General features: G+C 60.1%; 17 protein-coding genes. 14 read left to right on the top strand and 3 right to left on the bottom strand.

Features of this window, described 5'->3' with window-relative positions; all coding sequences use genetic code 11:
* Nucleotides 1-130 precede the first annotated feature (130 nt).
* The 3 genes from ACMX25_RS06400 to ACMX25_RS06410 all read left to right on the top strand — a co-directional run bounded on the left by ACMX25_RS06400 (nucleotide 131) and on the right by ACMX25_RS06410 (nucleotide 5467).
* Nucleotides 131-2398: a polysaccharide biosynthesis tyrosine autokinase gene (locus ACMX25_RS06400; protein ID WP_414948696.1), complete on the top strand. Its 2268-nt coding sequence runs from the start codon at nucleotides 131-133 to the stop codon at nucleotides 2396-2398.
* 710 nt (nucleotides 2399-3108) lie between these two features.
* On the top strand, nucleotides 3109-4140 hold the full coding sequence (locus tag ACMX25_RS06405) for a glycosyltransferase family 9 protein (protein WP_414948698.1): 1032 nt from the start codon (nucleotides 3109-3111) through the stop codon (nucleotides 4138-4140).
* A gap of 358 nt (nucleotides 4141-4498) precedes the next feature.
* Nucleotides 4499-5467 carry a transposase gene (locus tag ACMX25_RS06410; RefSeq protein ID WP_414948700.1) on the top strand — a complete coding sequence of 323 codons (969 nt, stop codon included), beginning with the start codon at nucleotides 4499-4501 and terminating at the stop codon, nucleotides 5465-5467.
* Between the two features lie 111 nt (nucleotides 5468-5578).
* On the opposite strand, the gene ACMX25_RS06415 is transcribed toward ACMX25_RS06410, so the two are convergent.
* Nucleotides 5579-7084, bottom strand: coding sequence for a mannose-1-phosphate guanylyltransferase/mannose-6-phosphate isomerase (locus ACMX25_RS06415; RefSeq protein ID WP_414948701.1), 1506 nt, complete (start codon nucleotides 7082-7084; stop codon nucleotides 5579-5581).
* A gap of 528 nt (nucleotides 7085-7612) precedes the next feature.
* On the opposite strand from ACMX25_RS06415, the gene ACMX25_RS06420 reads away from it, so the two are divergent.
* The 11 genes from ACMX25_RS06420 to ACMX25_RS06470 all read left to right on the top strand — a co-directional run bounded on the left by ACMX25_RS06420 (nucleotide 7613) and on the right by ACMX25_RS06470 (nucleotide 22777).
* Nucleotides 7613-8983, top strand: a complete 1371-nt coding sequence (locus tag ACMX25_RS06420; protein ID WP_414948702.1) for an undecaprenyl-phosphate glucose phosphotransferase — start codon at nucleotides 7613-7615, stop codon at nucleotides 8981-8983.
* Nucleotides 8984-9022: 39 nt separating this feature from the next.
* Nucleotides 9023-10414 (top strand): UDP-glucose dehydrogenase family protein, encoded by a 1392-nt coding sequence (locus ACMX25_RS06425; protein WP_414948704.1) that lies wholly within the window; start codon nucleotides 9023-9025, stop codon nucleotides 10412-10414.
* Nucleotides 10415-10540: 126 nt separating this feature from the next.
* On the top strand, nucleotides 10541-11005 hold the full coding sequence (locus tag ACMX25_RS06430; protein WP_414948705.1) for a low molecular weight protein-tyrosine-phosphatase: 465 nt from the start codon (nucleotides 10541-10543) through the stop codon (nucleotides 11003-11005).
* Complete coding sequence (locus tag ACMX25_RS06435; RefSeq protein ID WP_414948707.1) at nucleotides 10999-12174, top strand: polysaccharide biosynthesis/export family protein; 1176 nt, start codon at nucleotides 10999-11001, stop codon at nucleotides 12172-12174. Before ACMX25_RS06430 ends, ACMX25_RS06435 begins: the two co-directional genes overlap by 7 nt.
* A gap of 43 nt (nucleotides 12175-12217) precedes the next feature.
* Nucleotides 12218-14443: a polysaccharide biosynthesis tyrosine autokinase gene (locus ACMX25_RS06440; protein ID WP_414949050.1), complete on the top strand. Its 2226-nt coding sequence runs from the start codon at nucleotides 12218-12220 to the stop codon at nucleotides 14441-14443.
* 18 nt (nucleotides 14444-14461) lie between these two features.
* Nucleotides 14462-15466: a glycosyltransferase family 2 protein gene (locus ACMX25_RS06445; RefSeq protein WP_414948708.1), complete on the top strand. Its 1005-nt coding sequence runs from the start codon at nucleotides 14462-14464 to the stop codon at nucleotides 15464-15466.
* Between the two features lie 56 nt (nucleotides 15467-15522).
* On the top strand, nucleotides 15523-16680 hold the full coding sequence (locus tag ACMX25_RS06450) for a glycosyltransferase family 4 protein (RefSeq protein WP_414948709.1): 1158 nt from the start codon (nucleotides 15523-15525) through the stop codon (nucleotides 16678-16680).
* A gap of 3 nt (nucleotides 16681-16683) precedes the next feature.
* Nucleotides 16684-18213: a glucose-6-phosphate isomerase gene (locus ACMX25_RS06455; RefSeq protein WP_414948711.1), complete on the top strand. Its 1530-nt coding sequence runs from the start codon at nucleotides 16684-16686 to the stop codon at nucleotides 18211-18213.
* A complete protein-coding gene (locus ACMX25_RS06460) occupies nucleotides 18210-19487 on the top strand; it encodes a glycosyltransferase family 4 protein (protein ID WP_414948712.1) in 1278 nt (425 codons plus the stop codon). The genes ACMX25_RS06455 and ACMX25_RS06460 overlap by 4 nt, the downstream gene beginning before the upstream one ends.
* Before the next feature lie 52 nt (nucleotides 19488-19539).
* On the top strand, nucleotides 19540-20706 hold the full coding sequence (locus tag ACMX25_RS06465; protein ID WP_414948714.1) for a glycosyltransferase family 4 protein: 1167 nt from the start codon (nucleotides 19540-19542) through the stop codon (nucleotides 20704-20706).
* 1090 nt (nucleotides 20707-21796) lie between these two features.
* A complete protein-coding gene (locus ACMX25_RS06470) occupies nucleotides 21797-22777 on the top strand; it encodes a LysR family transcriptional regulator (RefSeq protein ID WP_414948715.1) in 981 nt (326 codons plus the stop codon).
* On the opposite strand, the gene ACMX25_RS06475 is transcribed toward ACMX25_RS06470, so the two are convergent.
* Both ACMX25_RS06475 and ACMX25_RS06480 read right to left on the bottom strand, forming a co-directional pair.
* Nucleotides 22767-23726, bottom strand: coding sequence for a GDP-mannose 4,6-dehydratase (locus tag ACMX25_RS06475; protein ID WP_414948716.1), 960 nt, complete (start codon nucleotides 23724-23726; stop codon nucleotides 22767-22769). The genes ACMX25_RS06470 and ACMX25_RS06475 overlap by 11 nt on opposite strands.
* Nucleotides 23704-23829: a hypothetical protein gene (locus ACMX25_RS06480; protein WP_414948718.1), complete on the bottom strand. Its 126-nt coding sequence runs from the start codon at nucleotides 23827-23829 to the stop codon at nucleotides 23704-23706. The genes ACMX25_RS06475 and ACMX25_RS06480 overlap by 23 nt, the downstream gene beginning before the upstream one ends.
* Nucleotides 23830-23961 lie beyond the last annotated feature (132 nt).

Here is a 23961-nt window from a genome sequence, read left to right on the forward strand (position 1 = left end):
AGTGTTCCTTCATAAATAACGTCATTGTGGTTGAGCGGTAAGCATCGTTGGCGGGCGAGGTTATTTCGATAGCCGGAAGCGTTTTGTTATCCACGGGCTCGGCCTTTATCTTTTATTGCAGGGGTTTGACATGAGTTCATACATCGGGCATTCGTCGTTTAGTACGGCGCCGAAGAAGAGCGACGGGCTGATTGACCTGTGGCGCAGCGTGGTACGCCACAAGCGGCTGTTCATGGCGATCACGGGCACGTTCGTGGTGGTGGGCGGGCTGTACATTTTGCTGGCGACGCCCCAATACCGGGCCGAGGCCATGCTGCGGGTGGAAAGTTCGTCCAAACCTGGCGCCTCGCTCAGCGCGCTGTCGGATGTGTCGGGCACGATGAGCGCGACGGTGTCGGCAAGCGACGAGAGCGCGGTGCTGACATCGCGCAGCATCGTGAGCGATGCGATCGCTCAAACCGGTGCGCAAACGAGCGTGCAAACGGGAAGTCATTTCCCGTTGATTGGCCAGTTCATGGCCTCGCGCCATGTCAACGCTCAAACACTGGTGCCGCCGTTTCTGGGCTTGAGCGGCTACGCGTGGGGCGGCGAGCTGCTCAAGCCGGGCGTCTTCACGGTGCCGGAAGCGTCGCTGGGCGACAAGTTTCGCGTGGTGACGGGCGAAGCCGGGCAATACACGCTGTATGACAAGGACGGCGAGGCGCTGGCACAGGGCCGCGTCGGGCAGCTGGTCTCATTTAGCGTGAGCACACCCGATGGCAGTGCGCCTGGCGAGTTGCGTATCGACACGCTGCGGGCGCGCCCGGGCGTGGAGTTCACGCTGCGCAGCCAGTCCGCGCAGACGGTCTATGAGCGCGTGAGCAAGGCGCTGAAGGCGTCGGTGGCGAGCCAGGGTTCGTCGATCCGTGACCCCTCGATCATGAGCCTGAGCTATCAGGCCGATTCGCCCCTGGCCGCGCAAATGCTGGTCAACACCATCGTGAGGACGTATTTGAAGCGTGACGAACAGTCGCGTGCCGAGCAGGCGCAGCTGAGCCTGAACTTCCTGCGTGGGCGCCTGCCCGGGCTGAAGGCGGATCTGGAGAGCGCGGAGAACCGCCTCAACGATTACCGCACGAAGACGAGCATGGTCGACATGGGCCAGCAAGGCACGGCGCTGATCACGCGCTTGAGCACGTTGGCCGATACCCAGACGCGCTTGCAGCTCCAGCTGGACGAGCAGAAGCAGAAGTTCCGCCCGGATAGCCCGACGTATCAAGCGGCCGCTTCGCAGCTCGATCAGGTGAACCGGCAGATCCAGGAGCTGAGCGACACGGCGACGAAGCTGCCGAGCATTCAACGCGAATATGTCCGGCTTGCGCGCGATGTGGCCGTGAGCACGCAGTTGTACACGAGCGTGCTGACCAATGCGCAGCAACTGGAAGTGGCAGCGGCGAGCACGGCGCCCGGCGTGGGCGTGGTTGACTGGGCGATTACGCCGGAGAAGCAGGCGTGGCCGCGCAATGCGATCGTGTTGCTGGGTTCGATTCTTGGCGGGTTGTTCGTGAGCGCGGCGACGGTGCACCTGATCTCGCTGAAGCGCAAGGAACTTCGGACACCGGAAGAAATTGATTACATCTCGCATGTGCCGCGTCTGGCCGTGGTTGCGCAATCGTCGGCGCAACTGCAGCACAGCAGCGCCGCACGCCGTCGCCTGGGTACGCCGGCCAAGCTGTTGGCGGCCAATAGCCCGACGGATCCGGGGATCGAAGCATTGCGCTCATTGCGCAGCAGCATGAAGGCGTTGCTCGAGACGGGTGACTTGTCGGCGGGCAAGGTGATCCTCTTCACGGGGCCGACGCAGGGCGTGGGCAAGAGCTTCGTGTCATCGAACTTTGCTTATCTGTTGGCGGAGACGCACGCTTCGGTGGTGCTCATCGATGCGGACATGCGCCAGGGCCGTCTGCGGCATCTGTTGAAAGAGCGCAGCGGCGCAGGGCTGGCCGAAGTGCTGGAGGGCACGGCTCGGGTGGAAGAGGCGATCGTGAAGCTTGATCAGAGCAACCTCTCGGTGCTGAACGCGGGGCTGAGTGTGCCGGCGAACCCGTCGGAGCTTCTGGGACGGCCTGCGTTCCAGGAGATGCTGGCCAAGCTTCGCGAGACGTACGATTACGTGGTGATTGATTCGCCACCCGTTCTGCCGGTGAGCGATGCGTTGTCGATCGCTTCGCAAGACTGTGACCTGGTGCTGCTGGTGTCGCGTGCCGATCACACGGGTGCACGGCAGTTGGAAGAGACGATTCGGCGGCTGGAGAATGTTGGGGCGAGGGTGGGGGGCCATATCTTCAACGGTTTCTTGCCGGGACGGTACGGCGAGCGCGACGAGTACGGTCTTTACCTTGCGCACAAGCTGCATTGATTAGTGCGATAGGGTGCCGCGCGAACCGCGGCGCTCTATCGCTGAAGTGCTCCAGGTACGATAGCTGACGTCTGCTTGCGCTATCGAAACGATCGGATAGGGAACGTCAAGCGATAGAACCGTTTCGTTGGGCACCGCGCAAGCCAGGCAAAAATCAAAATATAAAAAAGTCAGGCACTGTAGTTCGATGCGCACGAACCTTACCCGCGAAAGAGTTGTTACCGGTTAGCCCTCATGCTGTGTATCGGGTTTCGGCCGACGGTGCTTGAACCGTGGTCATGCTGGCGTGGCAAAAGCATTTGCGCCGGTTAATGCCCGGCATGTATCCTTGGATCGATCGGAAATCTGTGTATCAAAGCAGGCCAATGCGTTTCTACGCGAAAGCGGCCACCCTGCATGGCATGCGCAACGCTGTACGCGGCCAGCGGCCGACGCGTCGCTAGAGGCGTGAATCGGCATTGACTCATGCGAGAGAGTTGGGTGCGTTGGCCTCTCCGGATATTAGCAACACGATTTCTTCTTTCCCTGGGACAGGGTGTTTGCGGGTTCGAGAATTGGCCTACCCGCGTCACCAGGCCGTCGACACCGTCGGCCCTGCTTAGCCCTGTTTGCTGATCAACTTCAAGGTCCACACGGATGAGTCCATACGAAGTGTCATGGCCATTGGCCGCTGCGTTCGCATTCCGGGCGACGGGCCAGGAGCGCTGCGGATGGTGCTAGACGAAATATCAGCGCTGACGAATGCGGGTTCGCTGCTCTCGCCGGGCGGCGAGATCGTCGCGTCATACGATCTGGAAGTGACCAATACACCCGCTCTCGGATATCGCGCTCTCGGGCAGTCCAATAACATCAATAACGCCGCATTGAGCCCATTCAATCCGGATTACGCGGCGGTATCGCGCGTACACGTGATTAATGGCATGGGCGTGACACTAGGCGATTCAGTTATCGGCCTCACCGCTCTCATTGCGATCAAGGCGCGATTTCCCCACCTTTCATTCACGATTTATCGGCCGGCTCACGCGCCGGCTTATGTAAAGCGCCTCTACGAACTGGCTGCTCCGCTATTGGGTTCCATCATCGATTTACCTGTGAAGCTCGACACACTCTCTTACACAGAGTTACGTATCGACTTAGGCAATCATCTATTCTGGCCCAAGTTTGCTTCGCTGCCGATGATCGATTTCTTTCTCGACGCAATGGGGATAAAGGCAGACGAAGTTCCGGCTATGAACAAGCGCAATCACTGGCTGCAGGAGCTGGTGCTGCCAAGGCCACAAGCGGTAAAGGGCGATTACGTTTTACTGTGCCCCACCGCGAGTACGCCTGTGCGCAGCATTCCTGCGTCGTTGCACAAGGACCTCGTGGAAGCCTTGTGGCAGCGTTACAGGCTTCCCGTGGCGGGTTTTGGCGATATTGATCATATGCTTTACACTGACGTCACTTCGCGAGCGCCCGATACAGCAGATTTTCTCGCGTGGATCAAGCATGCCGCGTATCTGATAACACCCGATACCGCCGCCGTTCATATAGCAGCCGGCTTCGACATTCTCACGACGGCGTTTTTCACTACCATCGCGCCAGATTTGCGGGTGCGCGACTATCCGTTTTGCATGTCTGTTTCCCTGCCCGTTCCTGAATTGAAGGGCATACAAGCGAGTAACCAGGCATCAGATGTGGAACGGATTGAACGCGCCTATGGTGCGCTGAAGATAGATATGGGTTTTTATGGTTTTGGTTAACAACTGTACTTACTACTTCAATAGATCAATCGGAATAAATTACTTGTAGATGTAAGAATTATTTCTAATAACGTTCCCTGAAAATCTACTGCTTTGTCATATTCGGGCAAACCATTAGGGTGGTATGCTTCCTGCACATAATCTTCATACGCAAGTGTTACGGTGAGTTGTGCGCCGCTTTGGAACCTGTTCTGCACCACTAGCGGAATAGATGCAAATTACATGCACCATCTTGTGGTATTTGGCAAACGTTTGCGAACACCCCGAATTTCTTGATTCATCCGTGCGTTGGCAGTAAAGATGCCCGCTACGCTTGGTTCAACATTCGCAGCGCAGTTCGGCTGCATGGAGCAACGCAATGTTTTTCGACGAACTTAGTAATGAAGAATGGACACTGGTTGCCGCCCTCGTGACGGAAGGTGAAGTCCGTGAACATCGGCGCGGCCGTCCGCGGGCGCATCCGCGCACGATCGTGAATGCCGTGCTGTGGATCCTCACCACCGGCGAAACCTGGTCGAAGCTGCCCAGTCATTATCCGACCGTGCCTACCTGCCGCCGTCGATTCAACGACTGGCAAATGAACGGCACGCTGCTCGAAATGGTGACGCGGCTTGCATCGCGTGGCCGGTCCTTCGCCATCGTGCCGTCCACGCCGACCGAAGCGGCGCCGCGCCAGACGCAGGCCACTTATGAATGCGATCGCTTGCGCGGCGTGTTCTGGCAGAACCCGGAGTCTTGGGGCGATTCGGACGGAAACAGCGCAAACAGGGTGGACGCGCTTTTCGCCGCCGTTCCGCGCCGGATTGCCGAAGCGCACGACGTCGCGCGCGCCAACGCGCCAACGCCGTTGTCGCCGACCCGCGCGGCCATGGCCGCCTCGGCGTCGCATTCGTCCCAGCGTGACCCGTCGGGCGGTCGGCATCACTCTGTCGATCCGTTGCCAATGGCTTTCGAGCCCGACTGCGCCCCGGTGCATGACGGTCACGGTTACGCCATCTACGCCATCGCGCGGCCGGTTGCGGGCAGCATGTTCCGCGGCTGGGCCGAAATCGTGAAGGACGGCCGTCGGGTGGAACGTTCCGGGCTGATCGGCCCGCGCTTCGAGAACCCGCAGGAAGCGGCGGAGTACGCGCTCGAATGGTCCCGCAGATGGATCGCGGCGCAATCCACGCGCAAGACCCACCCCGTGCAAACTCCCGCCGACGTATCGCATGCTGCGCCTGTCGCCAATCCCGCGGCCGGCCAGGCGCAGCAGGAGCCGAAGCGTGAACGCGCCGCAGCGCCGGAGTGCGTTGAGGTTCGCCGATATGCGGATGTTCAAGGTTAAGACGTTCAAGGCTAACGCTGGATAGTGCACTGAGCCAGGTCTCATCCGGTCTGAATGGTTTGACAGGAAACGCTGTGCGGCGCATGTGAATCACGCGCCGCACAGCGTTTTTTATTGCCGGCCGTACTTGTCGTCGAAACGGACAATATCGTCTTCGCCCAGATAGGTGCCCGACTGGACCTCGATCATTTCAAGCGGCATCTTGCCCGGGTTTTCAAGCCGATGCTGAACGCCAATCGGGATGTAGGTGGACTCGTTTTCCGCGAGAATGAACGTCTCGGTGCCGCGCGTGACAAGCGCCGTGCCCCGCACCACGACCCAGTGTTCCGCGCGGTGATGATGCATCTGCAATGACAGCCGCGCGCCCGGTTTCACAACGATCCGCTTGACCTGGAAACGCTCGCCGTTATCGATTGAATCGTAGTGACCCCACGGCCGATGCACCTTGCGATGATCCGCGGCCTCCTTGCCTTGCTCTGCCTTGATGCGCCCGACGATCGCTTTCACGTCCTGCACGCATTCCTTGTTCGCGACGAGAATGGCATCCGCCGTTTCCACGATCACGAGGTTATGCGTTCCCACGCACGCGATCAGCCGTCCTTCGGAATGTGCATAAGTCGATGTCGCTCCCTGGAACATCACGCGGCCACGCGCGACGTTTTCTTCGCCGTCCTTCGGCAGGATCTTCCAGATTGCGTCCCACGAGCCGACGTCGGACCAGCCCGCGTTCAATGGCACGACCGCGCCTGAGCAGACGCTCTGATCGTTGGCCAGCTGCTCCATCACGGCATAGTCGATAGAGTCCGACGGCGACGCGGCGAACGCTTGTTTGTCGAGCCGGAAGAACTCGCCGTCGTGGGTGCCGGCATCACTGGCGGCGCGGCAGGCGGTATAGATGGCAGGCTGGAAGTGCTCGATGGCCTTGAGCCACACGGAAGCGCGCACGATGAAGATCCCCGCGTTCCACCAATACTCGCCGGAGCTGACGTACTGGCGCGCGAGCTCGAGATGCGGCTTCTCGACGAACTTCTCGAGTGGCCATGCCCCCGAGCTCAGCATCTGCTGGCCGACCTTGATATACCCGTAGCCGGTTTCCGCATGCGTCGGCACGATACACATGGTGACGATCGCACCGTCCTGCGCGCATTTGGCGCCCGCGCCAATTGCCTTGTGAAAAGCTTCGGTATCCGTAACAACGTGATCTGCCGGCATGACCACGAGGATGGCGTCCTCGCCGGCCGCCATCGCGTGCATGGCCGCAACAGTCAGCGCGGGCGCCGTGTTCCGCGCAAGCGGCTCAAGGATGAGGCGTGCGCGCCGGCCGCCGGCTAGCAACTGGTCGGCGGTGGTGAAGCGATGGTCCTCGCCGCATACGATGATGGCGTCGTCAATACGCGCCGTGCCATAAGTCAGTCCGTCCAGACGCTGCGCAGTGGATTGCAGCAGCGACTTGTCACCGATCAAGCCAATCAGCTGCTTGGGGAAGTGCTCGCGCGACATGGGCCATAGGCGTGTGCCCGCGCCACCGGCCAGGATAACCGGCTGGATCCTGAGCTTCGTTTCAGCTCCGCCAGGGGTAAGCGGGGTGGTGTTAAGTCTCGTGTCGAGAGCGGTCATGACGGGGGAACTCCTTGAGCTTGATCGGGTATTACAATTTTTAGCACGTAGTAAATGGCTGATAAATCAAAAAACAGAAAAATAATCATCGGACATACTCGAATCGGTAACTTGGTGATTAAAACGTAACGAGAATAGGCGGCTGAATTTTTTTCTTACTTTTTTGGAATTTTTTCTCGAAAATTAATTGCTTAATATTCAGCGGCAAGCCTTTCCCAGTAAGGCGCAGGGCGATCAGTAACAATCTGAAAAAAATTCACCAAAGCATCGCCGGTAGACTGCTGTCGTGGCCTTGTCGCGACTTTCAAACCGCTTCGTGACAAAAATAAATACGCGGAAAGACGCTAATTAACCCGCGCATTATTTTGCGGTTGCAGCATGAATTAAATTCCAGCCTCATACGGGTATGTACCAAGGCGACGGGCGCTCTCGTTTCTCCGCCTTTGCTTCCGGTCTTTGCACCAGGCGAATGAGTGAAGCTGAAGCGAGACCCGAGCAGATTGTGTCTTCCCACCCGAGGTGTCTTACATGTTGAGCGTGCTTTCGAGAATGATCGACATCGCGATGGTAGCGCTGGGCGCGCTGCTGGCCGCGTCGGTGCACGCGGGAAATGCCGTCTGGCTCGACGACATGCAAAGCACGCTGCTCGCATTCAATTGCGTGCTGGTGATCATGACGTTCCCGTCCTTCGGAATCTACAAGTCGTGGCGCGGCAAGCCCGTGTATGACCTGCTGTGGCGCGTGACGCTGGCATGGCTGATGGTCGAAGGAGCGGGCGTGCTGCTGACGTTCAGCGTGCATCGGGCAGATTTGTTGTCGCGTTTGTGGCTGCTGTATTGGGGTGTTGCCGCTGCGGGCTTGCTGATGCTTTCGAAGGCGGTGGTGCATGCCACGCTCAAGTTGATCCGTCGCGAAGGGTTTAACCAGAAGGCGGTCGCCATCGTCGGTGCTGCGCCCTATGGAGAGTTCCTGATCGAGCAGATGCGCAGCCGTCCCGAAGCAGGTTTCAGCCCGGTCTATGTGTTCGATGAAACCTTTCCGGAAGTCACCCTCGCCGGTGTGCCGGTAAGCCGCGATTTGGGTGACCTCACGGCGCTCGTGCGTCGGCGTGCGATTCGCGAGTTGTGGCTGGCGCTGCCGATCTCGCAGGAGCGGACCATCCACAAGCTCGTCACGGAGTTCCGCGACGACTTCGTGAATATCCGCTTCATACCGGACGTGCGCAGCCTGTCGTTCTTCAATCACGCGGTGGTTGATCTGCTCGGCGTGCCGGCCATCAACCTGGCTGCATCGCCGATCACGGACCTCAAGGTGTTGCCGAAGCGGGTGTTCGACCGCTTGTTCGCGGCAGGCGTGCTGCTGTGTCTCGCACCGCTGCTGATCGTGCTGGCGGTGGCAGTGAAGATGTCCTCGCCCGGGCCCGTGTTCTTCAAGCAGAAGCGCAAGGGTATTGATGGTTACGAGTTCGAGATCTACAAGTTTCGTTCGATGAAAGTGCACAAGGAAACGGCCGGCCACGTCACGCAGGCAAAGAAGGGCGACAAGCGCGTGACACGCGTGGGTGCGTTCCTGCGCAGGACCAGCCTGGACGAGTTGCCGCAATTCATCAATGTGTTGAGAGGCGAGATGTCGGTAGTCGGTCCGCGCCCCCATGCGCTCGAACACGACGACATCTACAAGGACCTGGTCAAGGGGTACATGTACCGCTATCGCATCAAACCCGGCATTACCGGCTGGGCGCAAGTGAATGGTTTTCGCGGCGAGACTGACCGCATCGAAAAGATGATGGGACGCGTGAAACTCGACCTGTACTACATGCAGCACTGGACCTTCGGACTCGACATGAAGATTGTTGCAATGACCTTGTGGAAGGGTTTCGCCGGTTCGAATGCTTACTAAGAATACTTTGAATAATTTGCCAACCCTGGAGCGCGTGCTATGAAACTGACCATCATCGGTAGCGGCTATGTAGGCCTCGTGACGGGCGCGTGTCTGGCCGATATCGGTAACGACGTGCTATGCCTCGATCTGGACGAACGCAAGATTGCGATCCTGAACGGCGGCGGCGTGCCGATCCACGAACCGGGTCTGCAAGAGGTGATCGCGCGCAATCGCGCGGCAGGACGCCTGCACTTTTCCACGGATGTTAAGGCTGCGGTCGAACACGGCGATGTGCTCTTCATTGCGGTGGGCACGCCCTCCGACGAGGACGGCTCCGCTGACCTGAAATACGTGCTTGCGGCGGCGCGCGATATTGGCCGTTACATGAACAACTTCAAGGTGATCGTCGACAAGTCGACGGTGCCGGTTGGCACGGCGCGTCGCGTGAAAGCGGTGATCGATCAGGAGCTTGCAACGCGTGGCGAGCAGCACATGTTCTCGGTGGTCTCGAACCCGGAGTTCCTGAAGGAAGGCGCGGCTATCGACGACTTCACGCGGCCCGATCGGATCGTGCTCGGCTGCGACGACGACGTACCCGGCGAACGCGCCCGCGAACGCATGAAGCGCCTGTATTCGCCGTTCAACCGTAATCACGAACGCACGCTGTACATGGACGTGCGCTCGGCCGAATTCACCAAGTACGCGGCTAACGCCATGCTCGCCACGCGTATCTCGTTCATGAACGAACTCGCGAATTTCGCGGATCGCGTGGGCGCGGATATCGAGGCGGTACGTCGTGGCATTGGCTCCGATCCGCGCATTGGCTACGACTTCCTGTATGCGGGCTGCGGTTATGGCGGTTCGTGCTTTCCGAAGGACGTGCGTTCGCTGATCCAGACGGCCGGCGAGTACGACGAGCAGATGGAAATCCTGAAGGCGGTGACGTCGGTGAACGAGGCGCAGAAGCAAACGCTCGCGAACAAGATCGTGGCCCGACTGGGCGATGACCTGAGCGGCAAGAAGTTCGCGCTTTGGGGTCTTGCTTTCAAGCCGAATACCGATGACATGCGCGATGCCCCGAGCCGGGTATTGATCGCAGCGCTGCTCGCGCGGGGCGCGTCGATCAGCGCCTACGATCCGGTCGCAACCGACGAAGCGCGCCGCGTGATCGCACTCGACCTGCGCGCCACGCCTGCTTTGCTCGCTCGCCTCACGTACGCAAACGACCACACGGAAGCGCTTGATAACGCCGACGCATTGATCATCGTGACGGAATGGAAGGTGTTCAAGAGCCCGGACTTCGACGGCATGAAACGCCGCCTGAAGACCCCGCTGATTTTCGATGGCCGCAATCTCTATGAGCCGGAAACCATGAACGAGATTGGCGTGGAGTATCACGCGATCGGACGCGGTGTACGGCAATCGGTGAAGGCGCCGGTCACGGCCTGAAGAACGGGCTGGCAAGACAAGAACTCTGCGGTTATTAAAAAAATATCGACACACCCAGGCGCTGCGAGCGCGGCTTCGGTTGAAGGACCCGATCCCGCGACTGCGCCGCATTAACGGATACAACCCATGTTTCGACGCGTCTTGATTGTGTGCCATGCGAACGTCTGCCGAAGCCCTGCTGCGGAAATGCTGTTCCGCGCATACGCCGGCAAGCTCGCGGTGAACGACCCGAGACGCCCGATCCACCCGATCGAATTTCGCTCCGCCGGCCTCTTCGCCGAAGAAGGCCGCGACATCGATCCAACGATGCACCGCTTGCTGGTGGAGCGCGATGTCGATCCATCGGGACACTCAGCGCGCCGGCTCGACGAGTCCATGGCGCGCGCTGCCGAGTTGATTCTCGTACCTGAAAGGCAGCAGATTGCCGCCATTGAACAGATGGCCCCGCACACACGCGGCAAGGTGCATCTGCTTGGCAAGTGGGAAGACTCTGAAGTGGCCGATCCTTACGGCGGCCACGAAGATGCCTATCGCGAGAGCTTCGGCTTAATTGAACGTCTGGTCCAGGGATGGCTGAATAAAATATGGTGAACCGGTCTCTAGTCTTATCTGTTTCCGTGGTCTTTTCGCTGACAACCTTTTTGTCGGCTTGTGGCGCCTTGCCGGGCTACAACCTGAACACGTCGCGCCTGAGCGATACGGACCCCACGCCGACCGCGACCTATCCCGTGCACCTGATCACGGCGGACGTGATCATCCAGCAAAACCGCCCGGGTCCGGCAGCGCAACTGCCGCCCTCGCGTTTCGCGGACCCGGCGCGATACGTGTATCGGCTGGCGCCGCAGGACGTGATCGGCATCACGATATGGGATCACCCGGAGCTCACCACGCAGCAGGGGCAGACCATGTCGGCGGGTGGCAACACCACGCAAACGATCGCTGGCGCGCTCGCGCAGCCGTACACCACTGCGTTGCCCGGACAGGCCGATCCGTTCGGACAGACGATCGCGCCTGACGGGACAATCTACTTCCCGTTCGTCGGCAAGCTGCGCGTGGCGGGCAAGACGGCGGGCGAGATTCGGGATCAGCTCGCGGCGGGCCTGTCGCCCTACCTGAAGAAGCCGCAAGTCGACGTTCGCGTGCTGGCTTATCGGAGCCAAAAAGTTTCAGTGACCGGCGAGGTGAAGACGCCCGGACCGCTCGCGATGAGCGACGTGCCACTCACGCTGATCGACGCAATCACACGTTCGGGTGGTACGAATTCCGACGCCGACCTGCAGCGCGTGCGTCTCACGCGCAACGGCAAACTCTACGTGCTTGACGTCGACGGCGTGCTTGATCGGGGCGAGATTGCGCAGAACGTGATGCTGCAGGCGGGCGACATCGTGAACGTGCCCGATCGTACCGACAGCCGCGTGTTCGTGATGGGCGAAGTCAAGACGCCGCTGCCTGTTTCGATGATGAAAGGCCGCCTGACGATCGCTGATGCGCTCACGCAAGCGGGCGGCATCCTCGACACGGACGCGAACGCTCGGCAAATCTACGTGGTGCGCGGTGCACGCGACAAACCCACTTCGCCTGAAATCTACCGCCTGGATCTGACGCAACCGGATTCGCTGCTGCTGTCCTCGCAATTCCAGCTTCACCCGCTCGACGTGGTGTATGTGGGCACGTCCGGAGCCGTTCAGTTCAACCGTCTGGTCAACCAGGTTCTGCCGAGCTTGCAGACACTCTTCTACCTGAAGGAACTGACGCGATGAACGCTATCCATAACGTCGAATGCATCGAACCAACCGGGGATGAATCGTGAGCACGCCAGCACATTCGTTTCAAGTCAAGACCGAAGAAGAGGACGTCGTCCTGGGGCAATTGCTGCAGGTTGTCCTCGACGACATCTGGTGGCTGATCGGCACCGCGGCCTTCATCATTCTCGCCGCAGCCGGATACTGCTACGTCGCGAAGCCGGTCTACTCCGCCGATGCGCACGTTCGCGTGGAGCAGTCCGACAACACGTCGCAAGCGCTCACGCAAACGCAGACGGGCGCCGCGATCGGCAATTCGTCGGGCGCGCTGCCGACCGACGCCGAGATCGAAATCATCAAGAGCCGGGGCGTGGTCGCGCCTGTCATCGAGCAATGCAAGCTCAACTTCTCGGTGAGCCCGATGACCGTGCCGGTGCTCGGCAGCATCGCCGCGCGCCTCGCGACCTCGGGCAAGCCGGGGAAGCCGTGGCTGGGCATGTCGTCGTATGCGTGGGGCGGTGAACAGGCGACGGTCGATTCAGTGGAAGTGGTCCCTGCGCTGGAAGGCGTGAAGATGACCATGACCGCGCTCGGCAACGATCGCTATTCGCTGGCCACGCCCGAAGGCGTGCCGTTGCTCCAGGGCCGCGTGGGTGAAATGGCGAAGGGTAATGGCGTATCGATCGATGTCACGAAGCTGGTGGCGCGTCCCGGTACGCGGTTCGTGGTGATACGCGCGAATGACCTCGATGCCATCGCCTCGTTTCAATCGGGTATTACGGTTGTCGAGCAGGGCAAGTCGACCGGCGTGATCCAGATCTCGCTCGAGAACGGCGACCCGGCGCGTGCCGCTGAAATTGCGAATGCACTGGCCAATTCGTATCTGCTTCAGCACATTGAAAGCAAGCAGGCCGATGCGGAAAAAATGCTCGCGTTCCTGAAGAGCGAACAACCGCGCCTGAAGGGTGATCTCGAACACGCTGAAGCCGCGTTGACGGAGTATCAAAGCAAGTCCGGTTCGATCAATGCAAGCGACGAAGCGAAGGTTTACCTCGAAGGCAGCATTACGTATGAAGCGCAGATTTCCGCGTTGAAGCTGCAGATTGCCACGTTGGATCAGCGCTTCGAGAGCAGCCATCCGGCGCTTATCGTCGCGCAGCAGCAACTGGGTCAACTGGAAGCCGAACGTGCGCGTTTCAGCGAGCGCTTCAAGAATCTTCCGGCCTCCGAAGTAAAAGCGGTATCGCTGCAACGCGATGCGAAAGTGGCCGAAGACATCTACGTGCTGCTGCTGAATCGTGTGCAGGAACTGTCGGTGCAGAAGGCGGGAACGGGCGGTAACGTGCATATTGTCGATGCAGCGCTGCGCCCGGGTGCGCCGATCAAGCCGAAGAAATTCCTGATCATGTCGGCGGCTGTGATTCTCGGCCTGATCCTTGGCACCGGCCTTGTGTTTCTGCGCCGCGCCATGTTCAAGGGCATCGTGGATCCGGACAAGGTCGAGCGTCTTGCGGGCTTGCCGCTGATTGGTCTCATCCCGATGAGCACGGAGCAGGTGAAGCTCGACGCGGAAGCGAAACGCACGGAGCGTGACCGCGAGCGTGTCTCGCCCATTCTCGCGACCATGCGACCGAACGATGTCTGCGTCGAAATCATGCGCAGCCTGCGTACGTCGCTGCAGTTCACGCTGATGGAAGCGCGCAATCATACGGTGATGCTGACAGGCCCCGCGTCGGGTGTCGGCAAGAGCTTTCTTGCGGTGAACCTTGCTGTATTGCTGGCGGCGTCGGGCAAGAAGGTCCTGCTGATCGACGCCGACATGCGGCGCGGCAAGCTGGAGCGTTCGTTCGGTGTTGAGCGCACAAACGGGCTGGCTGAATTGCTTGCCGGCACGATCGGACTTGAGCAGGCCATCCGCACCACGCGCACGCCGTTCCTGAGTTTCATGCCTGCGGGCAAGCGTCCGGAGAATCCATCGGAGCTGTTGATGTCGCCGCGCCTGCAGCAATATCTCGATGGCCTGGGGCGCGTGTACGACGTTGTTTTCATCGATACCCCGCCGGTGCTCGCGGTCACGGATGCATCGCTTATCGGCAAGCTGTCGGGGACCAACTTCCTCGTGATGCGTTCCGGCGCGCACAACGAAATGGAAATCTCCGATGCCATCCGCCGCCTGCGCTCGGCGGGTATTCCGCTGCACGGCGCAATCATGAATGGTATGCCGGCACGTTCGCGTGGCTATGCCCGCGGACACTATGCAGCGGTTGAAGACTACCTGAATGTTTGAACGCGAGCGGAGCGCTGCATGACATCGACCTCGACCCTTAGCATCTCCGTGATGGTGCCGACGTATCGTCGCCCCGCCGATCTGAAGCGTTGTCTAGACGCGTTGCGCGCCCAGGTCCATCCAGCCGATGAAGTGCTGGTTGTCGCGCGTCCTGAAGACGATGCGACGCATCGTGCGCTCGAGACAGAGCTGGCTGCAAACAATCCGTTCGAGTTGCGCGTGATCGAGACGGGTTTGGGCGGGCAGGTCGCGGCGCTGAACCGAGGGCTCGATGCTGCGCGTGGCGACATCATTGCGATCACCGACGACGACGCCGCACCGCGCGTCGACTGGCTGTTGCGGATTGACGAGGCCTTCAGCAACGATCAATCGCTGGGTGCGCTCGGCGGCCGTGACTGGGTGTTCGAACGCGGCGCGCTGCTCGACGGCGAGCGTTCGGAAGTCGGCGTGATCCGCCGCACCGGCAAGATTTGCGGCAACCATCACCTGGGCGTGGGTGCGCCGCGAACGGTCTCGTTGCTGAAGGGCGCGAACATGATTTATCGGCGCTCGGCGGTAGGCGGATTGCGCTTCGATACGCGTCTGCGTGGCAAGGGCGCGCAGCCCGGCAACGACTTGTCGTTTAGCTTGAGCGTGCGGCGCGCGGGATGGAAGATGGTCTACGATCCGCGCGTGGCGGTCGATCATTTTCCGGCCGAACGTTTCGATGACAACGGCCGCGATGCGCAGACCCTCGGCGCACTCACCGACACCGCATACAACCTGCATCTGGTGCTGCGCGAGCACCTGGGTCCGATCGCGCGGCACGTGGCGTGGTACTGGTACGCCGCCATCGGCACGCGGGCGATGCCCGGCCTCGCACATGCGTTGCTGGCACTTTCACGCACCCGCGATACAGCCTGCTGGGCGCGTTATCGCGCAATGCGCAAGGGCGCTCAAGACGCGCGCCGTGACGCGCAGCACGAGCCCGCAGCTTACGCGCTCGCCATGCGCGGCCGCACCGACGGCGCGAGCGCCGCATGAGCCGCGTATCGCGGGTTCGGAACTCACAGGACCACATCGACGTGGAGCTTTCCCGCATGCCAGCGACTAACGTTCACGTGCATTTGTTCTATGGCACCGACCCGCGGTTCTATCGCAAAGGGGAGAACATCGGCTGCCTGTACGGCTATCACCATGCAGAGTCGCCGGAGCTCAAGCTGACGTATTCGCGCGACAAGCCAGAGAATAAAATCGTGCGCGTTGTGCGACGTGGATTGAAAGCGGCGCTCGGCTTCGACTTCATTCATACGTGGCGTAACCGCGAGGAAATTCTCAACGCCGATGTCATCTGGACGCATACGGAGGCTGAGCATTTATCGGCGGCGTTGTTGCTGCGTTTGAAAGGACGCGCTCGCGGCAATCCGATGTTGCTCGCCCAAAGCGTCTGGCTCGTCGACCGGTGGGCGCGCTACGGAGCACTGCGCAAGTGGGCGTACAAGAAGCTGCTCGCTCGCGCCGATGTCCTGACCACGCACGCGAGCGAGAACGCGCAAATGGCACGCGACTATTTCAAGCGCGATGTGGAGCAAGTGTTCTACGGTATCAACCCGATCGACTTTCCGTTGCGGGAACCGACCGCGTGGCAACCCCATACGCCAGTGCGAATCGCCGCAATTGGTAACGATCGCGATCGCGACTGGGAATCGCTTGCTCAGGCGTTCCGGCAGAACCCGGCGCATGAAGTACGGATCGCGACGCGTCGGCGGGTATCGAAAGCGCTGCATTCGAGTAACGTGAAGATCGCGCCGGCGATCGGCATGAAGGCGGCGCGTGAACTCTATGACTGGGCCGACGTGATCGTCGTGCCGCTGCGCCCGAACTCGCATGTCTCGGGGATAACGGTGGTGCTCGAAGCGGTGGCGCTCGGCAAGCCTGTGATCGTCTCCGATGTCGGGTCCTTGCGCGATTACTTCGGACCAGAGCATGTGTTTTATGTACCGCCGCACGATGTGCCCGCGTTGCAGCGCGCGCTCGACACGATAGTCGCTGATCCCGCGCTTGCCCTGCAACGCGCGCAGGCGGCGAGCCGCCATTTCGCCGCGCGCGATTACACCACGCGCCAGTTCGCGCTTCAGCATGTTCGACTTACGCAAGAGTTCATGAGAACGCGGCACGTCGACGTCGCCGCGCGTTCCCCAGACACCGTGCTGCATGCCGAGATTGGTCATGTTGCGCCTCAACGCCGGGTGAACTGATCCATGAGCACGCCGGCCTCTGCCCGTACGCCGAAGTATCTGGCCGATCTGATCGAGAACGGTGGTAAGCCCCTGCGCGCTGGTTTTCTTGGCCTGTTCCGCGACGACCCTAAGCATTGGGTGCCGCAAAGCGGGTTCTGGGCGTTCACGCTGCTGCTGATTCTGGCGCATCAGGGAACGGCGCTGACCTATGGCTTTCCGGCTCTGGCCACCGGCGTCGGCTTATGGCTGTACTTCAAAAGTCCCGCGCGGTACATCGGCTTTGTCTGGTGGCAGTGGTTTCTCAGTCCCGAAGTGCGCAGGCTCTCGGATTTTGCCAAGGGCGGTTTCACGGCCACGAGCCTGATCCAGGTCGCGCCCGTGGTAGTGACCATGATCTGCGGCTTGACCGTGGTTCGGCACTACAAGGTGCTGGCTGAGCGGCGTGGCCTGCCGTTCCTGCTGATCTTCATGGGCCTCGCTTACGCGTACCTGATCGGCGTGATGTCCAACGGCCCGATGGCAGCCACCTATGACCTCGCGGCGTGGCTATATCCGGTGCTGATCGGCTTTCACATCATGGTCCATGCTCGCGAGTATCCGAAGTACCGCCAGGCGATCCTCGACACATTCATCTGGGGCATGCTGTTCATGGGCGGCTATGGTCTCATTCAGTTCTTCCTGATGCCGGGCTGGGACTCCATGTGGATGATCGGCTCGCAAATGGCGTCGCAAGGCGATCCCGTACGGCTCGGCGTGCGCGTGTTCAGCACCATGAATTCATCGGGCCCGTTCGCGCTTGCCATGATGGCCGCGCTCACCTTCACCATGGCCGGCACGCAGAGCGTACGCTGGGTGGCGGGCGGTCTTGGCTTCATCTCGTTTGGCCTGTGCATGGTCCGCTCGACGTGGGGCGGCTGGGTGATCGCGATGGTGTTGCAACTGCTCAAGGCGAGCAACAAGGTGCGGGTGCGGATATTGGTCGGCGCGGTGGTGCTGGCGGGGCTTTCCGTGCCGCTGCTCACCTTCGGACCGATTGCCGACAAGATGGCGACGCGCTTGCAGTCCATCACCAATCTGAGCGATGACAACAGTTATGCCGCGCGCAACGAGTTCTACGCATCGTTTGCGAAAACCGCCTTCACCGACGTCTCCGGCGAGGGATTCGGCGCCACGGGTTCATCGACGAAACTCTCTACTTCCAATGGCGATCTCGGCAAGTACGGCAGCTTTGACAGCGGCGTGATGAACGTGCCGTTCGTGCTCGGCTGGCCCGGTTCGCTGATGTATCTCGCCGGGTTGGGCTTGCTGCTCGCACGCGCGTTTCGTGCTTCGTTTTCGCTGCGCGACGACAAATACGCGCAGGCTTCCTTGAGCGTCGCGTTTGCGATTGTCGGCATGCTGGTGTTCACGAATACGTTCACGTCGATTGGCGGGATGATCCTTTACATGGGACTTTGCTCGGTCCTCGCCGCGCGCCATCACCAACGGCTCGCGCGTCGCCGGGAGCAAGCAATCCTGGCACTTTCTTTCCCTGATAAGGCACCCCGATGAGAATCGTCATCGTCACTCATGTCGTGCGTCACAACGACGGACAAGGCCGCGTGAACTACGAGATCGCGCGCGCTGCTTTGGCGGAAGGCCATCAGGTCACGCTGCTGGCATCGCACGTGGCGCCGGAGCTTGCTTCCGAAGCGCGCTTGCGATGGGTATCAATCAAGGTTGGGCGCTTCTGGCCGACCAAGCTTTTCAAGCAGCAGATATTCGCGCTGAAGACGGGGCTGTGGCTCAGGGCGCACAAGAATGAATACGACGTGCTGCATGTGAACGGGTTTATATCGTGGGCGAGAGCCGATGTGAACACGGCGCACTTCGTGCATGGCGGCTGGGTGCGCAGTCCGTATTATCCGTTCAAGCTCACGGGTGGCTTGTGGTCAGCGTATCAGGTGTTGTATAGCCGCGTGAATGCGCGGCTTGAACACTGGGCGTATCAGCGCTCGAAGATCATCGCCGCGGTGTCCGAGAAAGTAGCCATCGAAATTCGCGCGAACGGTGTAGCGGGTGAGCGTATCGAGGTGGTCTATAACGGCGTGGATACGAGCGCGTTCAAGGCGGCCCGCGTGAACGGCTCCGACCGGAAATCGTTCGGACTGCAAGACGATGCTTGCCTGCTGCTGTTCGTCGGCGACCTGCGCACGCCGCGCAAGAACCTGGACACGGTGCTCAAGGCGCTGGTTCAGCTTCCAGCCCATGTGCAACTGGTGGTGGCCGGTTATCTTCCCGGCAGTCCTTACCCCGACGAAGCCAAGGCGTTGGGCATTGCGGATCGCGTGCATTTCCTGGGGCTGGTGAAGAACATGCCCACGCTGATGCATTCCGTCGATGCCTTCGTTTTCCCCTCGCGGTACGAAGCGATGAGCCTTTCGCTGCTGGAAGCGCTCGCGGCCGGCCTGCCAATCATCACTGCAAAGACCGCTGGCGGGGCGGAGATTATTGGCACGGACTGCGGCATTGTGCTCGACGACCCCGACGACGCCACCGCGCTCGCGGGCGCGATCACCAAGCTCGCTGATGCGCCTGAGTTGCGTCGTGAAATGGGTGAGGCTTCGCGGCTGCTGGCGGACCAGTTTGGCTGGGCGCGCATGGCACGGCGATATCTGGATATGTATCGCGGCTTTGCGAATCAGGCCGGTGCGACGGCGTCCGGCGAGGTGCACACGGAGGGCGGGGCGCCAAAAGCGGCGGCGCTGATGAAAAGTTCGACGATCGTCGCTGGCCATTCCGTGTTGCGTGGGACTACGAACAAATCAAACGTGTCGCCTGTATGAGCAGATTGGCGGTTGTCGTTATCCATCTACAATTTCGATCAAGGTCGTGGACATGAGCACGCAAGCCATCAAGTCGCTGCAAATTGGAATGCACTGGTTCCCCGAGCGAGCGGGCGGTTTGGACCGGATGTATCACACATTGGTGGGCGCGTTGCCGGGAGCGGGCGTGTCGGTACGCGGCGTGGTCGCGGGGTCTCCGCGCGTGGCGGCGGATACGGAAGGGGCCATTCACGGATTTGGTCCGGCGGCGCAGTCGTTGCCGCGGCGCTTGATGGCGGCACGGCGTGCGTTGCGGGCGTCGTTGGGCCGTGAGCGGCCCGATGTCGTCTCGTCGCATTTCGCGCTCTATACCTTCCCGGGCCTCGATGTCACTCGTGGCATTCCGCAGGTCTCGCATTTCCAGGGGCCGTGGGCGGATGAGAGTCATGTTGAAGGTGCTGATTCCATTGGCCAGCGGACCAAGCGGATGCTTGAGCAGCGGGTGTATGCGCGTTCGTCGCGGTTGATCGTATTGTCGGAGGCGTTCGGCGAGATCCTGCAGGCGCGCTATGCCATTCCTGCGGAGCGGATTCGCGTGGTGCCGGGTTGTGTCGATGTCTCGCAGTTCAATGTGCCGATGAGCCGTTCCGATGCACGTCGCCGGCTTCAGTTGCCGCAGGACCGGCCGGTGGTGTTGGCGGTGCGTCGGCTGGTCAGGCGGATGGGGTTGGAAGATTTGATCGAAGCGATGAAGCGTGTGAAGGCTCGGCAACCGGATGTATTGCTGTTGATTGCGGGGAAGGGGCGTCTTGCTGAGGAGTTGCAGGCGCGCATTACCGATGCGGGACTTGACGACAATGTCAGGCTGCTTGGTTTTGTGCCTGACCGGCATTTGGCTGCGCTGTATCGTGCGGCGGATGTGAGTATTGTGCCGACGGTTGCGCTCGAGGGATTTGGGTTGATTACGGTGGAGTCCTTGGCATCGGGGACGCCGGTGTTGGTGACGCCGGTGGGTGGGTTGCCGGAGGCGGTTGCGGCTTTATCGGCGAATCTTGTTTTACCATCGACGGGCGTTGATTCGATTGCCGATGGCTTGATTGGTGCGCTGGATGGCTCGCTGAAATTGCCGACGGAGCCGGAGTGCCGGACCTATGCGCGCGAAAATTTCGATACCCCCGTGATCGCCAAGCGCGTGGCGGCGGTTTATAGCGAAGCTATTGATGCAGGTGTAGTGCATTAATAATCATGGGTGTTGGCGCTGACGCTTGGGTGGGTGTTGGTCCGGGGTAGTGGTCGGAGTGATTGCCGGGTTGCGCGGGTTCTGGTGTTAGCGGTCGCGGTCAATGCCGGGTTGCTGCTTTTTAGGTCTTTGCGCGTTTAGTGTTGGATTTTTCTTTAGCACTATTAGCCACTGCGCGTGGCGGCACGTCATTTCTTGGTCCTTAGCGACAAAGAAACGAAGCAAAGAAAACGCTTTCACCTCTCTAAAAATTAAGTGTCCACAGCGTGCAGTTTTGATTCATGGGTACCCCAAAAGCACGGTGCTCGCCAGAGTTTAGGATGTTTGAAACCCTCCTTCTCGCGAATCCTGACATTAACACGCTTCGCCCGTACGCTCTCGGGCAAGGACCGGTGGCAAGGGAACCCGCACGGCCTCACGCGTATTTGCCGCTGTGATTCTTCGCGGGTTAGCTATGAGTTTGAATTGTTATTTGCCGGGTTAGGCCTCATGCATTCTGCGGCTCTATTTCTTGTTGCTTTAAGAAATAGTTCGGCATGCATAAAAATTTGTAGGTTAGTTTTCCGCGGATAGCGCGGGGCGCTCCTTGGGCAGGTTCAGTCGCTAGTGCTAGCCCGAGAGCGTACGGGGCGCAGCGTGTTAACGTCAGGATTCGCAAGAAGGAGGGTTTCACACATCCGTGGCTCTTCGAGCACCGTGCTTTTGGGGCACCCATGAAATGGAACTGCACGCTGTGGACACTTAGGGTAGAGCGGTGAAAGCGTTTTCTTTGCTTCGTTTCTTTGTCGCTAAGGACCAGGAAATGACGCGCCGCCACGCGCAGTGGCTAATAGTGATAAAGAAAGTAGCCAACGTAAAACGCACGAAGACCTGGAAAGCAGCAACCCGGCAATGACCCCGACCGCTAACGCAGAACCTCCCCCCTGGCATTGACCCAGACCGCTAACGCTAGAACCCAAAACCGTAAACCCCCAACGCCCTTCCAAGCAGAACACGACAAAACCGTCGTACTATCCCACTTTGGGCCCGCGCAGCAGCAAAAAGCCAGCCACCTGACATTTTGCGGGCCAGAAAAATGGGACCTCCTGGCATGGACCGTTTTCTAGCAATGAAAGTATTCGTGCGTGTGGTTGAGAGCGGCAGTTTCTCCAAGGCCGCCGACGCCTTGCGCTTGCCTGCGGCGAGCGTATCCCGCACGGTACAAGCACTCGAAGCACACCTTGGCGCACGCCTCCTGAACCGCACGACGCGCAGCATCAGCATCACCGAAGACGGTGAGATTTACTACGAGCGATGCGTGCGCGTGCTAGGCGAAGTGGACGACATGGAATCCGTCCTGTCGCGCTCCAAGCTCAGCCCCAAAGGCACTGTACGCGTCAGCCTGCCCGCCCTCATGGCGAAAAGCACCATCATCTCGGCGCTCCCCGAATTCTTTGCCGCCTACCCGGATATCCGCGTAGAGATGAGTTTGACCGACAAGCAAGTCGACATCATCGAGGCGGGCGTGGATTGCGTGATCCGCGTAGGTGCAGTGGGCGATATCGGCCTGGTGGCGAAGCAGATCGGCCGCTATTCGCAGGTCACTGCAGCAGCCCCGTCGTATATCGAGAAATATGGCGAGCCCACGACACTCGAGGATCTCGAGCATCACATGTGCGTGGATTACCTGGTGAGCAAAACGGGTCGCGTCAGAAGCTGGGAGTTCGTGGTGGACGGCGAAACCAGGACCATTCCGCTGAAGGCAGTCCTGGCAGTCAACGACGCCGATTCGTACGTGGAGTGCGGACTCGCGGGCCTCGGCCTGATCCAGGCGTCGAGCTATACACTGTCGTCGTATCTGGAAAGCGGCGCGCTAATAGAAGTGCTGCGGGCGTATCCGTCGTACCCGCGCGTGGTGTCGATCCTGTATGCAGCGAACCGGCATCAGCCACGGCGGGTGAAGGTGTTTATAGAATGGATCGCGGAGGTCTACAGACGGCAGTCGTCACTGCAGATAGCCGAGGATGATCTGATTTCCGGCCATACCGTACACGCCGATCACGCGAATCACGCAAGCGACATCACGTCTTGACCCCAGCTTCGACCTGCGCGCGTGCATGTTTGAACATCCATTCGAGGGTGTCGTAGATCGGGGTGACGGGCACGTGGCCAATCGCGCGCAGCAGCTTGGCGTTCGACCCCACCAGCTTCGCGATCTCATTGCGCCGCACGAACCGCGGGTCGACGAAAATCTCGATCTCGTATCCGGAAATGCGCTGCATCATGGTCAGGATTTCGCCAAGCGAATGGCCGATGCCTGAACACGTATTGAATGCCTCGCCCGCGGGCGCGATCTCCAGCAGCCGTTTATAGACCTCGACGACATTGCGGACATCGGAGAAATCACGGCTCACGTCCAGGTTGCCAAGCGACATGCGTGCTTCATGACGCGCGTGATGATTCACGATCTTCGGCAACAAGAAGTCTTCGCTCTGACCCACGCCCGTGTAATTGAACGGCCGCGTGAAGAAGACGGGCAGACGGTCGAGCCACAAACGCGCCATGTTCTCCATGGCGAGCTTGCTGACCGCATAGTCGTTGCCGGGATTCAGCGGCACGTTTTCGTCAATGACTTCCACGTTCGCATTGCCGTACACATTCGATGTACTGGCCATCAACACGGCACGCGGTTTCTTGTCGAGTTGCGACAACGCCTCGAGCAGATTGCGCGAGCCCATGATGTTGACAAGGTAACTTTGCGTAGGCGGGTTGCCCGTGACGTGCGCGAGACCGGCGAGATGAACGACGACATCGGGCTGAGCGTCGCTCACGCATGCACGCACGGCTTCGAGATCCAGCAAGTTGACCGGAACGCCGGTCGTGCCGGGTACGTCGGGCTCCGACGCGGGTGTAGTGGTGCCCCACACGTCATACCCTTCATCCAGCAGACGCGCGGCCAAATAGCGTCCGGTAAATCCCGAGAGACCCGTTATGAGAGCGCGACGGCTTTTGCTGCCATCAGGTTGTTTTATGTCGTTCATTGCGCTTGATATAGGCGACGGCCGCTTCGCGAAGGGTTGCAGGATGATGGGCGGGTTTCTGCATGCCTTTGCCCGATGACGCCGGCGACTTGCCGCTTTCCATCAACGATTTCCGCCGATGTAGCCGCCGAGAACATGAAGTTCCACCCTGTGCCTCGTGCCACGGGGCTTTTCAGCCATTTCCGCATCAACTTTGATAATGAATTTTATCACGCAGCCCTTTCTTCAAAGGGAG

It is taken from the genome of Caballeronia eucalypticola (assembly GCF_047608185.1).
Lineage (GTDB): Bacteria > Pseudomonadota > Gammaproteobacteria > Burkholderiales > Burkholderiaceae > Caballeronia.

Coding starts and splice junctions, on each gene's coding strand:
- ACMX25_RS06410 (WP_414948700.1), top strand. CDS start 4,499: ATGTTTTTCGACGAACTTAGTAATGAAGAATGGACACTGGTTGCCGCC.
- ACMX25_RS06400 (WP_414948696.1), top strand. CDS start 131: ATGAGTTCATACATCGGGCATTCGTCGTTTAGTACGGCGCCGAAGAAG.
- ACMX25_RS06430 (WP_414948705.1), top strand. CDS start 10,541: ATGTTTCGACGCGTCTTGATTGTGTGCCATGCGAACGTCTGCCGAAGC.
- ACMX25_RS06425 (WP_414948704.1), top strand. CDS start 9,023: ATGAAACTGACCATCATCGGTAGCGGCTATGTAGGCCTCGTGACGGGC.
- ACMX25_RS06435 (WP_414948707.1), top strand. CDS start 10,999: ATGGTGAACCGGTCTCTAGTCTTATCTGTTTCCGTGGTCTTTTCGCTG.
- ACMX25_RS06475 (WP_414948716.1), bottom strand. CDS start 23,726: ATGAACGACATAAAACAACCTGATGGCAGCAAAAGCCGTCGCGCTCTC.
- ACMX25_RS06415 (WP_414948701.1), bottom strand. CDS start 7,084: ATGACCGCTCTCGACACGAGACTTAACACCACCCCGCTTACCCCTGGC.
- ACMX25_RS06480 (WP_414948718.1), bottom strand. CDS start 23,829: ATGGAAAGCGGCAAGTCGCCGGCGTCATCGGGCAAAGGCATGCAGAAA.
- ACMX25_RS06455 (WP_414948711.1), top strand. CDS start 16,684: ATGAGCACGCCGGCCTCTGCCCGTACGCCGAAGTATCTGGCCGATCTG.
- ACMX25_RS06465 (WP_414948714.1), top strand. CDS start 19,540: ATGAGCACGCAAGCCATCAAGTCGCTGCAAATTGGAATGCACTGGTTC.
- ACMX25_RS06460 (WP_414948712.1), top strand. CDS start 18,210: ATGAGAATCGTCATCGTCACTCATGTCGTGCGTCACAACGACGGACAA.
- ACMX25_RS06445 (WP_414948708.1), top strand. CDS start 14,462: ATGACATCGACCTCGACCCTTAGCATCTCCGTGATGGTGCCGACGTAT.
- ACMX25_RS06420 (WP_414948702.1), top strand. CDS start 7,613: ATGTTGAGCGTGCTTTCGAGAATGATCGACATCGCGATGGTAGCGCTG.
- ACMX25_RS06470 (WP_414948715.1), top strand. CDS start 21,797: ATGGACCGTTTTCTAGCAATGAAAGTATTCGTGCGTGTGGTTGAGAGC.
- ACMX25_RS06405 (WP_414948698.1), top strand. CDS start 3,109: ATGGTGCTAGACGAAATATCAGCGCTGACGAATGCGGGTTCGCTGCTC.
- ACMX25_RS06450 (WP_414948709.1), top strand. CDS start 15,523: ATGCCAGCGACTAACGTTCACGTGCATTTGTTCTATGGCACCGACCCG.